Origin of the sequence: Devosia sp. 1566 (assembly GCF_004005995.1) — a bacterium.
In the GTDB taxonomy this organism is placed as follows: domain Bacteria; phylum Pseudomonadota; class Alphaproteobacteria; order Rhizobiales; family Devosiaceae; genus Devosia.
On the sequence record NZ_CP034767.1, the window covers coordinates 1,341,764 to 1,354,814 of the forward strand.

Annotated in this window: 12 protein-coding genes; 5 read left to right on the forward strand and 7 right to left on the reverse strand. The window is 63.1% G+C overall.

The features are described 5' to 3' along the window. Window positions 1-162: 162 nt before the first annotated feature. Window positions 163-1,521 (reverse strand): substrate-binding protein, encoded by a 1,359-nt coding sequence (locus ELX51_RS06500; RefSeq protein ID WP_127752758.1) that lies wholly within the window; start codon window positions 1,519-1,521, stop codon window positions 163-165. Window positions 1,522-1,700: 179 nt separating this feature from the next. On the opposite strand from ELX51_RS06500, the gene ELX51_RS06505 reads away from it, so the two are divergent. From ELX51_RS06505 to ELX51_RS06525, 5 genes are all read left to right on the forward strand, one after another. Continuing rightward, window positions 1,701-3,323, forward strand: coding sequence for an XRE family transcriptional regulator (locus tag ELX51_RS06505; protein WP_127752759.1), 1,623 nt, complete (start codon window positions 1,701-1,703; stop codon window positions 3,321-3,323). A 53-nt stretch (window positions 3,324-3,376) separates the two neighbouring features. After that, complete coding sequence (locus tag ELX51_RS06510) at window positions 3,377-3,760, forward strand: response regulator (protein ID WP_127752760.1); 384 nt, start codon at window positions 3,377-3,379, stop codon at window positions 3,758-3,760. Beyond that, a complete protein-coding gene (locus tag ELX51_RS06515) occupies window positions 3,747-3,980 on the forward strand; it encodes a hypothetical protein (protein ID WP_127752761.1) in 234 nt (77 codons plus the stop codon). The genes ELX51_RS06510 and ELX51_RS06515 overlap by 14 nt, the downstream gene beginning before the upstream one ends. After that, window positions 3,980-6,679, forward strand: coding sequence for a sensor histidine kinase (locus ELX51_RS06520; protein ID WP_127752762.1), 2,700 nt, complete (start codon window positions 3,980-3,982; stop codon window positions 6,677-6,679). The genes ELX51_RS06515 and ELX51_RS06520 overlap by 1 nt, the downstream gene beginning before the upstream one ends. A 118-nt stretch (window positions 6,680-6,797) precedes the next feature. Continuing rightward, window positions 6,798-7,058: an SWIB/MDM2 domain-containing protein gene (locus ELX51_RS06525; RefSeq protein ID WP_127752763.1), complete on the forward strand. Its 261-nt coding sequence runs from the start codon at window positions 6,798-6,800 to the stop codon at window positions 7,056-7,058. Window positions 7,059-7,104: 46 nt separating this feature from the next. On the opposite strand, the gene ELX51_RS06530 is transcribed toward ELX51_RS06525, so the two are convergent. The 6 genes from ELX51_RS06530 to ugpB all read right to left on the reverse strand — a co-directional run bounded on the left by ELX51_RS06530 (window position 7,105) and on the right by ugpB (window position 12,880). Further along, window positions 7,105-7,887 carry a DeoR/GlpR family DNA-binding transcription regulator gene (locus ELX51_RS06530; RefSeq protein ID WP_127755195.1) on the reverse strand — a complete coding sequence of 261 codons (783 nt, stop codon included), beginning with the start codon at window positions 7,885-7,887 and terminating at the stop codon, window positions 7,105-7,107. Window positions 7,888-7,893: 6 nt separating this feature from the next. Further along, window positions 7,894-8,640, reverse strand: coding sequence for a glycerophosphoryl diester phosphodiesterase (locus ELX51_RS06535; protein WP_127752764.1), 747 nt, complete (start codon window positions 8,638-8,640; stop codon window positions 7,894-7,896). Window positions 8,641-8,686: 46 nt separating this feature from the next. Further along, a complete protein-coding gene (locus tag ELX51_RS06540; protein ID WP_127752765.1) occupies window positions 8,687-9,739 on the reverse strand; it encodes a sn-glycerol-3-phosphate import ATP-binding protein UgpC in 1,053 nt (350 codons plus the stop codon). Between the two features lie 2 nt (window positions 9,740-9,741). Further along, window positions 9,742-10,590, reverse strand: coding sequence for a sn-glycerol-3-phosphate ABC transporter permease UgpE (ugpE, locus tag ELX51_RS06545; RefSeq protein ID WP_127752766.1), 849 nt, complete (start codon window positions 10,588-10,590; stop codon window positions 9,742-9,744). A 10-nt stretch (window positions 10,591-10,600) separates the two neighbouring features. Then, entirely contained in the window at window positions 10,601-11,485 is an 885-nt protein-coding gene (gene ugpA / locus ELX51_RS06550; RefSeq protein ID WP_127752767.1) for a sn-glycerol-3-phosphate ABC transporter permease UgpA, read from the reverse strand. 69 nt (window positions 11,486-11,554) lie between these two features. Beyond that, complete coding sequence (ugpB, locus tag ELX51_RS06555; protein ID WP_127752768.1) at window positions 11,555-12,880, reverse strand: sn-glycerol-3-phosphate ABC transporter substrate-binding protein UgpB; 1,326 nt, start codon at window positions 12,878-12,880, stop codon at window positions 11,555-11,557. Window positions 12,881-13,051: the final 171 nt, after the last annotated feature.

Here is a 13,051-nt window from a genome sequence, read left to right on the forward strand (position 1 = left end):
GGTCTGGTTCTCGAACTCGGCGGCATCCGCAGTAGTCCTCATGGTGAGCCTGTCGAACCACGAGGACGTGGCAGTGGCGCGCTTCGCCCGTCAACAGGCTTTGGATGAGCTCTTCTGAACAAAAAACCCGCGCCACGGGGGGAGTGGCGCGGGGAAACTTGGCTAAGCGCAGATCGGCGCCGGCTCGGCCGGCCCAAGATCGCCGCCGAACATCGCTGGATCGTAAGCCACATCCGCGCGCGGGATTTCCTGGACGATGTTGAGCACGTCGAACTGGCTGGTCGGGCTTTGATTGCCCTGCACCACGAGCACGTTCTTGATGCACTGGTGATCTTCAGCGCGGTAGAGCGTCGGGCCATTGCCCATGCCGTCAAACTCGAAGCCTTCCAGCGCCGCAATCACTGCTGGCGGATAGAATGTCCCGGCACGCTCCACCGCATCGGCATAAAGCAGCGCCTGCACATAGGCGGTGTGCGCGGCCTGCGATGGCGGGGAGCCATAGGCGGCACCAAAAGACTTGGTGAAGGCCTGCGTGCCCGGATCCTGCAGGTTCCAGTGCCAGTTCGAGGTGCCGAAAATGCCCTTGACGCTTTCGCCCGCGCCCTTGGCCATCAGCTCGGAAATCAGCGGGGTGACGATCTGGAAGTCCTTGCCATTGGCCTGCCGGTCGCGCATCCCGAACTGCACCGCCTGGGTCAGCGAATTGACCATGTCCGTGCCATAGTGGTTGAGGATCAGCACATCGGCGCCCGAATTGAGGATTGGCGTCAGATATTGGCTGAAATCGGCTGCGCCCAGTGGCGTGCGCACGGCCTGCACGGTTTGCCAGCCCAAGGCTTCGGTGGCGTTCTTGATCGATTCTTCCTGCGTCCAGCCCCAGGTATAATCGGCCGTCAGATGGTAAGCGCGCCGGTCGGCGCCATATTCCTGGCCCAGCACCGGGGCGAGACCCACGCCCGACTGGTAGGCATTGAAGAAATGCCGGAAGCCGTAGCGGCGCTTGTCCTTGCCAGTGGTGTCGTTGGAATGGGTGAGGCCCGCCATGAAGATGACGCCCATTTCCTGGCAAAGACCCTGCACGGCAATGGCTTCGGCCGAGGAAGAGCCGCCCGTGACCATGATAGCGCCGTCGCGCTCGATCATGCGGGTGGCGCCGGCGCGGGCCACATCAGCCTTGGTCTGGCTGTCCGAGGTCACGAACGCGACCTTCTTGCCCAAAATGCCATTGCCCTTGAGAGAGGTGGGCTTGAGCATGGCGACGAGCCCACCGTCGCCTTCGCCATTGAGGTGCTTGACGGCCAGTTCATAGGCCTTCTGCTCGTCCGCGCCTTCTTCGGCGTAAGCGCCGGTCAGCGGCAGGTTGAGCCCGAAGGTGACGGTGTCGCCTGTGGGATTGTTGCAGAATTCCTGCGCCCAGGCACCGCGGGTGAAAATGGCGGGGGCGACGCCCGTGGCGATAATGCCGGCCAGGCCGGTCTGCAAAACCCTGCGGCGGGACAGGCCACGCTTGAGAAGTGTCATTGGTGTTCCTCCTTTTGGCGCGGGGCAACTGATGCATAGCCAGCCGCTCACCGCCGGTGAATATTTCCACCTCAGTAAAACCACAGCAATAGTGCATTGTTATTGCAGCGCTATTCTGTAAATTGTTGATCAGGCTGGGCCGATAACCAGTCAATCAATTTACAGGGGGAGGGGAGGGCATGCGGGCGCCGATCGGGTTTCGCATCAGCAACCGGCGGAAATCGCTCAAGATTTCGCAGGCAGCCCTGGCCCGCAGCCTTGGTATTTCGCCGAGCTATTTGAACCTCATCGAAAACAACAAGCGCGACATCGGCGGGGCGCTGCTGAACCGCGTCGCAGCCCAGTTGCAGATCGATATCGATGAACTCGCCGGGCGCACCGAGCAAAAGCTGCTCCAGGAGCTCGAGGAAGCCCATGCTGACCCCTTGCTTGAGTCGCTGCCGTTCCGGCCCGACGAGCGGCGTGAACTCGTCGCCCAATATCCCGCCAGCGCCACCGCTCTCGCGCGGCTGCATCGCGCCTATGCCACCGCCCAGTCCAATGCCGATGCCTATGCCGATCGGCTGCGCTCGGACCCGCTGTTGGGCGAATTGCTTCACCAGATCCTATCGGGCATCACCGCCGTGCGCTCCAGCGCCGAAATCCTTGAAGATGTTGGAGACCTCGACGAGTCAGAGCGCCGCCAGTTCCTTGCCGCCATTAGCCGGGAAGCGCGCACCCTTTCGGAGGTCGCGCGCAACCTCATCGGCCAGTTCGAAACCGCGAGCGAAAGCCGGCGCAGCGGCTCGCCGGCGCGTGAAATCGACGATCTCATTATCGAGCAGCACAACCATTTCCCGCTGCTCGAAGAGGCGGCCGAGCACTTGCGGGCCCAGCTCGAGCGCGCCGGCTCCTTTGGCCCCGCCACCCTGACGACCCTGCTCGCCACCCACTTCGGCATTGAGGTTACGGCTGGCGGCCCGCCCCCGGAGCCAGGCTTTCCCGGTCAATACAGCTTTGACGCCACAACGCGCCGGATGTGGTTTGCCGGCGCCTCCACCCTCGCCACCCGCCAGTTCCAGCTGGCCCGCCTGTATGGGGAGCTGGCCGCTCCCGATGCCATCGCGCTCACCCTGCAGAACGCGCTGCTATCCACCCCGACCGCCCGGCGCCTCGCCGCCCGCGCCGCCGGCTCCTACCTCGCCGGGGCCATCGTTTTCCCCTATGGGCAGATGCTGCAGCGCGCCGAAAGCTGCGCCTATGACCTCGATCACCTCCGCCAAAGCTTCAACGCCAGCTATGAGCAGGTCGCCCATCGCCTCGTAACCCTGCGCCGTCCGGGGCAGGAGGGGATCCCCTTCGGCTTCCTGCGCTCCGATCCGGCCGGGCGCCTCACCAAGCATTTCCCGTTGCCGGGCCTCCTGCTGCCCAACAGCGGCCATGCCTGCCCGCTTTGGGCCATTTATGGCGCCTTCCGGACCCCTGAGGCGCTGCTCCGCCAGGTCGTTCGCTTCTCCGATGGCTCCCGCTACCTGTTCCTTGCTCGCACGGTGCAGCGCCGCGCCGGTTCCTTTCGCGAACAACCCGCTATCTCCTCGGTGATGCTGGCATGCGACGTGCTGCATGCCGACCGCACGATCTATGGCGCCGGCCTCGATCTCTCCAATCCGGCCGCCGATATTCCCGTCGGCCCCGCCTGTCGCCTGTGCACCCGGCGCGACTGCGCCAGCCGGCAGGAAGAACCTCTCGCCCCCGGCGGCAGCACGGCTCCAGATCGCGCGCCCTTGCTGCCGCACCAGTTTGGCCTTGGCGATCCGGCGTGATTGCGCTTTAGTGCATGAACTTGCGGAGGGGAGACCGCGGGTAAGGGGGGACTTTGACAATCGATATTGTCATTGCCGAGGATGAACCGAGCATTCTGGAATCGCTCGATTTCATTCTGCGGCGCGCCGGCTGGACCATCAGCGCCGTCACCGACGGCGATGCGGCGTTAGAGGCCGTGCGCCGCCTGCGCCCGCGCATCTTGGTGCTCGATGTCATGCTGCCCAAGCGCTCGGGCTTTGAGGTGCTCAAGCATATCCGCGCCAATGCCGATACCGAGCACCTGCCGGTGCTGATCCTGACCGCCAAGGGCCAGCAGCAGGACCGCCGCATTGCCGCCGAACTGGGCGCCAGTGATTTCGTCACCAAGCCCTATGCCAATGCCGAGGTGGTGGGCGCGGTCAGGCAATTGCTGGGCGAGCCCGGTGGACCGCTCTAGGCTCATCCCGGCCATGCTGGTGCTCACCATACTGGGCGCCATGCTGATGCTGCCCCCCCTGGTCTATGTGTTCAACCAGGACATCGCCCATTTCGGCGTCCGCCAGATCGTCTTTTACCTGTTCGCCCTTTGGCTGGCCCTGATTATCGGCACCGCCTTGCTCGCCCGCGCGCTCCCGCCCGAGCCGGCCGACCCCGATGCCGGCGAGGGTGAACGCTGATGCTGTCGGCCGATTTCGTGATTGCCACGGCTATCGGCTATGTCGGACTGCTCTTCGTGCTGGCCTATCTGGGTGATCGCCGTGCCCGCGCCAACCAGCGCTCGTTCCTCCATTCCCCCGCTGTTTATACCCTCTCCATCTCGGTCTACTGCACCAGCTGGACCTTCTACGGCGCCGTCGGCAATGCCGCCCGCAGCGGCCTCGAATTCCTCACCATCTATCTCGGCCCCACGCTCGTTTTCGTGGGCTGGTGGTTCCTGCTCCGCCGCCTCGTGCGCATCAGCCACCACCAGCGCATCACCTCCGTGGCCGATCTGCTGTCCTCGCGCTTCGGCAAATCCAACCGGCTTGCCGTGCTGGTGACCTGCATCGCGGTGGTCGGCATCGCCCCCTATATCGCGCTCCAGCTCAAGGCGGTGACCTCGTCCATCCAGGCCGTCGCCGGGGCCTCCGAGTTCGGGCAGGGGAGCCTCGCCGGCATCGATGATGTCGGCCTCGCGCTCGGCATCGCGGCGGGCATGGCGCTCTTCACCATCCTTTTTGGCACCCGCCATGTGGACGCCAAGGAGCAGCACCACGGCGTCGTCGCCGCCATTGCCTTTGAAGCCGTGGTCAAGCTCGCCGCGCTCCTGACCGTTGGCATTTTCGTGGTTTATGTCGGCGGTGGCTTTGAGGCCATCTTCAGCCGGGCGGCCGAGTTGGGCGTCGCCGTCGATGCCGCCAACACCTTTGATAGCCGCTGGTTGACCACGCTTGCCCTTTCGGTTGCCGCGATTGTTTGCCTGCCCCGGCAGTTCCAGGTCACCGTGGTCGAGAACTCCGACGAGAACCATCTGCGCGTCGCGAGCTGGGCCTTCCCCGCCTATATGCTGTTGATGAGCCTCTTCATCCTGCCCATTGCGGTGTTCGGGCTCACCACCATGCCCGCAGGCTCCAACCCCGACATGTTCGCCCTGACCCTGCCCATGGCCTTTGGCCAGGATGGCTTAGCGCTCCTCGCTTTCATCGGCGGCTTTTCCTCGGCCACCTCCATGATCATCCTTGAGTCCATTGCCCTCTCGATCATGGTGTCCAACCACATCCTCATGCCCCTGATCCTGCGCTTCAGTGCCGGCAGTAGCGGGGACGGGCAGGGGGTTACGCGGCTGCTCCTCAATGCCCGGCGCGTTTCCATCGTGCTGATCTTGTCGCTGGGCTTCTTCTACTTCTTTTTCACCCGCGACTCCGACGCCCTGGCGCCCATTGGCCTCATTTCCTTCACCGGCATCGCCCAGTTCTTCCCCGCCGTGCTCGCAGCCCTGTTCTGGCGCGAAGCCTCGCTCAAGGCCGCGACCTCTGCTATCGCGCTGGGCTTTGTCTTCTGGGTCTGGTGCAGCTTCCTGCCGTCCTTCCAGTCCGTTTCCCCGGCGGTCGCCATGCTCCTCGCCCACGGGCCCTGGGGCATCTCCTGGTTGCGGCCCGAAGCCATGTTCGGTCTCGATGGCTGGGACCCGCTGGCACATGCGGCCTTCTGGAGCCTCACGGTCAACGTCCTCACCCTGACCATCGTCTCGCTCCTCACCCGCCAGTCAGCCCTCGAGCGCCTCCAGGCCAGCGTCTTCCTTGATGTGTTCAAGCGCGGCCACCACGCCCGCGGCAACTTCGTGCTCGGCTCGGCCACGGCCAACGATCTCTACTTCGTCGCCGAGCGCGTGCTGGGCGAGCGCCGCGCCGCCGCCCTGTTTGAAACCGCCGCCCGCGAAGCCGGCGTTGGGGCAGACCAGCTTGATCCCACCCCCGAATTCATCAGCCGGCTCGAGCGCGAGCTCGCCGGCTCCATCGGGGCCGCGTCCGCCCATGTGATGCTCTCCAAGGTCGTGTCGGGCAGCGACATCTCGCTCGAGGAAATGATGCAGATGGCCGACGAAACCCAGCAGGTCATTGAATATTCCCAGCAGCTCGAGCTCACCTCAGCCGAGCTGCGCTCCACCGCCCGCCAGCTCGAAGACGCCAATGGCCGTTTGCGCGAACTCGATATCCGCAAGGACGATTTTCTCAGCCAGGTCAGCCACGAAGTGCGCACCCCCATGACCTCCATCCGCTCCTTTTCCGAAATCCTGCTTGAGGAGCCCGACATCAGCGAACGCCAGCGCCAGCATTTCGTCGGGACCATCCACCAGGAATCGCTGCGCCTGACCAAGCTGCTCGACGAAATCCTCGATCTCAGCGCCCTTGAGCGCGGCGAACGCGCCTGGGAAAACACGCCCACCGATCCCCAGGCGGCGCTCGATCGAGCGCTGGTGGTGTGCGAAGCCGCCCTGCGCCAGCATGGCGTCCGGCTCGAATTGGGCGAGCGAGCTCCCGCCGCGCTGGTGGAGGGCGACGCCGATCGCCTCTGCCAGGTCTTCATCAATCTCATCATCAACGCCATCCGCTACAACAACGCGCCCGCGCCCGTTGTGCGGGTGCAAACCGCTGTTCGCTCAGGCAGTTACGCCGTCGAGGTGGTGGACAACGGCCCCGGCATTCCCACCGGGGAGCGTACGCTCATTTTCGAGAAATTCAGCCGCGGCAAGCGGGGCCTCACCGAAAAAGGCGGCGCCGGCCTTGGCCTTGCCATTTCCCGCCAGATCGTCGAGCGCATGCACGGCACGCTCGAACTCGTCGATGGCCCCTTGCCGGGCGCTTGCTTCCGCGTGCAGCTGCAACTAGCTTGCTGATCCGGTGCTGAGGGGCAGACCGCCCTATACTGCGCCCTTCTGACCTATTCTGCCTATTTTGAACAATATCGCTTATCCATCGTTTATGCCGAACGCTGACACATATTGGAGCTGATGAATGGCCGAAAAGAAGGCGAACTCCGGACTATCCAAGCCTGTGGAGGTCGGTCCCGACCTGGTGCCGATTGTCGGCAAAGGCCCGATGTCCCGCCCCGACGTCACCAAGAAGGTCTGGGAATACATCAAGAAGAACGACCTTCAGGACCCCCAGAACAAGCGCAACATCAAGGCCGATGACAAGCTCAAGACCGTGTTCGGCGGCAAGGATACCGTCACCATGTTCGAGATGACAGCCCTGGTGTCCAAGCACCTCGGCTAGTTCTTCCGGCGGGCCGACCGTTTTCGGCGGGGCCCAGCCATTCCGATCAGGCCAGAACCTCGTCGCACAGCACCACTTGGGTGCCGAAGGCGCCGAGGCTCTGCGCCACCCCGCCGTCGGGCAGCCGGTCCGTGAACAGGCAGGTAATCTTGCTGAACGGCACCACCTTGACCGCCGCCTCGCGCGTCCACTTGCTGGCATCTGCCGCCAGAAAACTCAGGCGCGAATTTTCCACCAGCGTTGAGGTGATCTGGGCCTCGCTATAACTGAAGTCCAGCACCCCATTGCTGGGATGCAGGGCGCCTGCGCCAATAACCGCATAGGACGCATAGAACTTCTCGAAAAACCGCAGCACATCGGCGCCCACCACGTCGCGGTCATTGTGCCGCAACAGCCCGCCGGTGAGATGCACCTCGATCTGGGATGCATTACACAGCGTCAGCGCCACATCGATATTGTTGGTGACCACGGTGACCCCCGCATGCTCGCGCATCGCCTCGGCCACATATTGCACCGTACTCCCAATGCCCATGAACACGGTTGAGCCCGGCTCGATCGCCGCCGCGATACGCTTGCCAATGCGTTGCTTGGCGCCGCTGTTCTGCGCCACTCGGGCATGCACCGATATATTATGGGCTTCCACCGGCACGTCGGCGCCGCCATGGAAGCGCCGGGCAAAGCCCAGATCGCAAAGTGTGTTGATGTCGCGGCGGATTGTTTGCGTCGTCACGCGGTAGCGGGCAGCCAGGGTCTCGATATACTGAGCCCCTTCGGTTTCAATGCGAGCAAGAATGTCGCGTTGTCGGCCCGACAGCATGTTCAACCCCATCACGCACTAGCCTAGAAACACCTTCGGGTCGTCGGTGATCACGCCGGTTAGCCCCGCGGGCCAGAAGGACGCCAGGACCGAGGGCTCGTTGACCGTCCAGGCCCGTACTTTGACGCCGCGCTCGCGCGCTTGTTCCAGAAAGCCGATGCTGAGCGCCTTGTAGTCGAGGTGCACGCTGCTTGCCGGAATGGCCGCGAGCTGCTCGGCCCAATCCGCCGGCAGCTTGCTCCACAGCATCGCTAGCTCCATCTCCGGGAACAGCCGATGCATTGCTGCCAATGCCGCGGGGTCAAAGCTCGAAATCATGATCGGGGGCAGCGCAGGGCACCCCTCGATCGCGCTTTGCACAGCTCCGGTCAGTTGCTCGAGCGAACGGTGGTGCTTGTGCTGCTTGATCTCGATATTGGCGCCCACGCCAAGCTCGCCCAACACCGCCAGCACTTCTTCCAGTGTCGGGATGCGCTCGCCTTTGAACGCGTCCCCGAACCGGGCGCCGGCGTCGAGTTCGGCCAGCGCACTGCGCGTCAACGCGCCCAGCGAACCCGTGCCCGTTGTGGTCCGGTCCACGCTGTCGTCGTGGATCACCACCAGGGTGCCGTCCTGGAGCAGGGCCACGTCTAGCTCCACCCATTTGGCGCCCTGTTCAGCCGCTTCGCGGAAGGCGGCAATGGTGTTTTCCGGCGCGGCGAGCGAGGCGCCACGATGCGCCTGCACTTCGTCCCGCTGCGGGCCGTTAGGGGTGCTGTTGGTCATGCGCGTTCCTTCTGCGGTCGTCCTGATCCGCTGCCTCGCCTGGATCTCAGGCGAGGGCGTCTGTGCGCCGACCCGTGCTGCTGTTGAACGGGTGGATCAGCGAGGCGGGGGCATAAAGCTTGATCGCCGCCCCTTCGGCCAGTTGCGGCCGCCCAGGCACCCGCAGGATCAACGTCTGGTCTGCCAGGCGCACATGCAGATGGCTTTCGCCGCCAACGGGCTCGAGCAGTTCCACCACGGCGTCGAGCACAATGGTTTCGCCCGCCGGCTTTTCGATCACCAGCTGGTCGGCGCGCAGGCCGACAATGTCGGTGTTTGCGGGTAGATTGCCCGGGTGGAAGCCTTCGGCGCCGGCCAGGGCCGCGATGGGGATCAGGTTCATCGGCGGCGAGCCAATAAAGCTCGCGACAAACAGCGTTGCCGGGCGGTCATAAACCTCAGTTGGCGTGCCGATCTGCTCGACCAGCCCACCATTCATCACCACCAGTCGGTCGGCCAGAGTCATGGCTTCGAGCTGGTCGTGGGTCACATAAAGGCTGGTGGTCTTGAGCCGGCGCTGCAGGCGGCGGATTTCCACCCTCATCTGCACGCGCAGCTTGGCGTCGAGGTTCGACAGCGGCTCGTCGAACAGGAATGCGGATGGCTCGCGCACAATGGCGCGGCCCATGGCGACGCGCTGGCGCTGCCCGCCGGACAATGCCCGTGGCTTGCGGTCGAGCATTGGCCCGATCTCGAGGATATCAGCGGCTTCCTTGACGCGCCGGTCGATCTCGGCGCGCGGGGTGCCGCGGTTCTTGAGCCCGTATTCCAGGTTTCCGCGCACCGTCATATGCGGATAAAGCGCGTAGTTCTGGAACACCATGGCGATGTCGCGCTCGGCCGGCTCGGCCTTGACCACATCGCGGCCATTGATCTCGATCCGCCCGGAAGTGACGGTTTCCAGCCCGGCCACCATGCGGAGCAGGGTGGATTTGCCGCAACCGGAGGGGCCGACCAGCACGATCATCTCGCCATCGGCGACATTGAGATTGATGCCTTTGACCGCCATGACATCGCCGCCATAGCTCTTTTGCAGGTCGACTAGGTTGATGGTTGCCATATCTATTTTTCCGTTTCGACCAGGCCTTTGACGAACAGGCGCTGCATGAGAAGGATAACGAGCACTGGAGGGAGCATGGCGAGCATCACCGCTGCCATGACGAGGTTCCAGTACGGATCGGTGTCGGCACTGGCCGCGAGCCGTTTGATGCCCATGACGATGGTGTAATAGCCGGTGTCGGTGGTCACCAGCAGCGGCCACAAATACTGCACCCAGCCATAGATGAAGAGGATCACGAATAGCGCGGCGATATTGGTCCGGCTGAGGGGCAGCAGGATGTCGCGGAAGAACTTCATCGGACCCGCGCCATCCACCCGCGCCGCTTCCATCAGTTCATCGGGAATAGTCAGGAAGAACTGGCGGAACAGGAACGTCGCGGTCGCCGAAGCGATCAGCGGAATGGTGAGACCGGCATAGCTGTTCAGCATCCCGAGATCCGCCACCACCTTGAAGGTGGGCATGATGCGCACTTCCACCGGCAGCATCAGGGTGATGAAGATCATCCAGAAGGCGAGCAGGCGGAACGGGAACTTGAAATAGACGATCGCATAGGCCGAGATGATCGAGATGGCGATCTTGCCGATGGCGATGGTCAGCGCCATGATCGTGGAATTGATCAGCATCATCCAGACCGGCGGCGCCCCGGCCGAAGACAGGCCGTTGGTGAGCATCCGCGCATAATTGTCGATCATATGCGGCCCGGGCAGCATGGGCGCTAGCCCACGCGAGAACGCGTCCGCGCCATGGGTGGATGCGATAAACGCCAGGTAGACCGGGAACGCCACCACGGCAACGCCGACGATCAGCAGCAGATGCGTCAGGATATTGAGGAAAGGCCTGTTTTCGACCATGACCGGCCTCCTAGTATTGCACGCGCCGTTCGACCCAGCGGAACTGGACGACGGTCAAAGCGATAACGATCAGCATCAGCAGCACGGACTGGGCCGCCGACGAGCCGATATTGAGGCCGACAAAGCCGTCGGCATAAACCTTGTACACCAGCGTGTTGGTGGCGCCCGCAGGGCCGCCGGCGGTGGTGCCGTCGATGATGCCGAAAGTGTCGAACATCGCGTAGTTGATGTTGACGATCATCAAGAAGAAGGTCGTGGGCGACAGCAGCGGGAACACAATGGTCCAGAACCGCTTGAACGGGCCGGCGCCATCGATAGCGGCCGCCTCGATCAGTGATTTGGGCACCGATTGCAGACCCGCCACGAAGAACAGGAAGTTATAGGAAATCTGCTTCCAGCTGGCCGCGATGATCACGAGGATCATGGCGTCGTTGCCGTTCACCCGGTGGTTCCAGCGATAACCGAACGCATCCAGCAGATAGGGCACGATGCCGATCGTGGGGTTGAACATGAACCACCACAGGATACCCGCAACGATCGGCGCCACCGCATAGGGCCAGACCAGGAGCGTGGTGTAGAACTTGCCCGAGCGCAACAGCCGGTTAACCGCCACAGCCAGCAACAGCGCCACGCCCATCGAGAGGATGGTGACGCCAACGGCGAACACCGCCGTGTTGGATGCCGCGCGCAGGTAGCCGGGGTCGGCGAACAAGCGGGTATAGTTCTGGAACCAGATAAAGGTGGTCCGGAAGCCGAACGGATCTTCGCGTTCAAAGCTCGACCGGACTGCCTGGGCCGCGGGCCACAGGAAGAAGATGATGGTGATGATCAGCTGCGGCGCCAGCAGCGCGTAAGGCAGCAGTTTGTTGGGGAAAATCGTGCGTTTGGACTGCATTGGGGCTCGCTGGCTGGGCCTCGGATGAAGACCCGCACCATTGGCGCGGGTCTTCCTGGCGTTAGCGGATTAGCTGTTGTTGGCTTCGAAATCGCGCAGGATGGCGTTGCCGCGGTCCACGGCGCTGTCCAGTGCTTCCTGGGCGGTCTTCTGGCCGGCCAGCATGGCCTCGAACTCGGCGTCCACGGCATCGCGGACCTGGGTCAGGTTGCCGAAGCGCACGCCCTTGGAGTTGGCTGTGGGAGTGCCGCGCATGATCTGCTCGATGGCAATGTCTGAACCCGGGTTCTCGGCGTAGTAGCCCTGCTCCTGGCCCAGCTCATAGGCAGCCGTGGTGATCGGTAGGTAGCCGGTGAACTGGTGCCAATCGGCCTGCACTTCGGGCTGGCTCAGATAGGTGAAGAACTTGGCGACGCCCGAATACACTTCGTCGGACTTGCCGTTCAGCACCCACAAGGTGGCGCCGCCGATGATCGAGTTCTTCGGTTCGTCGATCAGGTCGTCATAATAGGGCAGGGGCGCAAAGCCGACTTCGAAGTCCACGGCATTGCGGATAACGCCAGCGCGGCCAGCCGAGGAGTTCATGAACATCGCGCATTCCTGCGCCACGAACTTGGGCTGCGAATCGTTGCCGCCCACCGGGCCGCCATACTGGAACAGGCCTTCGTCAGCCCACTTCTTGAGATTGCCCCAATGCTTTACGACGGCTTCATTGTTGAAGGTCAGCTCGGCGGCCGGGCCACCAAAGCCGTTTTCCAGCGTGCCGAAGGGCTGGTCGTGCAGCGCCGACATGTTTTCGGTGTGGATCCAGGTGATCCAGGCCGTGGTGAAGCCGCACTTGGCTGCGCCGGAATCGACGATCTTGCGCGAGAATTCTTCCACTTCCGCCCAGGTCTTGGGCGCGACTTCCGGATCAAGGCCGGCTTTTTCGAACACGTCCTTGTTGTAGTAGAAAATGGGCGTGGACGAGTTGAAGGGCATCGACAGGATGTTGCCTTCGGTGTCCGAATAATAGCCAACCACCGGCTGCAGGAACGCGCTCGGATCCCAGGGCTCGCCCTTGTCGGTCATCAGCTGGTGCACGGGGTAAACGGCGCCCTGGGCGGCCATCATCGTGCCGGTGCCAACTTCATAAACCTGCACGATGGCGGGCTGCTCGTTGGCGCGGAACGCCGAAATCGCGGCGTTCAGCGTTTCAGGATAGGTGCCCTTGAAAACCGGGGTAACCTTGTACTCGGTCTGGCTTTCATTGAAGCCCTGCGCCACTTCCTCGAGCTTTTCGCCGAGTTCGGCGCTCATGGCGTGCCACCAGGTGATTTCGGTCTGGGCATAGGCCGGTGTTGCCGACATCACGGCGACCAGTCCTGCAGACAACAGCAAAGCGTTTTTGAACATGCTCACTCCCATGTTATTGCGCTGGGAGCTTTTCGTCCCAAGCTTGGCACCACTTGATAGCATCGATTCTTCCTTTGCAAACTGAAATGCTCATTTGAACATTCAAGAAGGGGGGTTGATGGCCTTGCTGCAGCCTGCTTAGGCTTCTAGTTGGAGCACCTAACCGTTTTA

Coding starts and splice junctions, on each gene's coding strand:
- ELX51_RS06540 (WP_127752765.1), bottom strand. CDS start 9,739: ATGGCAACCATCAACCTAGTCGACCTGCAAAAGAGCTATGGCGGCGAT.
- ELX51_RS06535 (WP_127752764.1), bottom strand. CDS start 8,640: ATGACCAACAGCACCCCTAACGGCCCGCAGCGGGACGAAGTGCAGGCG.
- ELX51_RS06505 (WP_127752759.1), top strand. CDS start 1,701: ATGCGGGCGCCGATCGGGTTTCGCATCAGCAACCGGCGGAAATCGCTC.
- ELX51_RS06525 (WP_127752763.1), top strand. CDS start 6,798: ATGGCCGAAAAGAAGGCGAACTCCGGACTATCCAAGCCTGTGGAGGTC.
- ugpA (WP_127752767.1), bottom strand. CDS start 11,485: ATGCAGTCCAAACGCACGATTTTCCCCAACAAACTGCTGCCTTACGCG.
- ugpE (WP_127752766.1), bottom strand. CDS start 10,590: ATGGTCGAAAACAGGCCTTTCCTCAATATCCTGACGCATCTGCTGCTG.
- ugpB (WP_127752768.1), bottom strand. CDS start 12,880: ATGTTCAAAAACGCTTTGCTGTTGTCTGCAGGACTGGTCGCCGTGATG.
- ELX51_RS06500 (WP_127752758.1), bottom strand. CDS start 1,521: ATGACACTTCTCAAGCGTGGCCTGTCCCGCCGCAGGGTTTTGCAGACC.
- ELX51_RS06520 (WP_127752762.1), top strand. CDS start 3,980: ATGCTGTCGGCCGATTTCGTGATTGCCACGGCTATCGGCTATGTCGGA.
- ELX51_RS06530 (WP_127755195.1), bottom strand. CDS start 7,887: ATGGGGTTGAACATGCTGTCGGGCCGACAACGCGACATTCTTGCTCGC.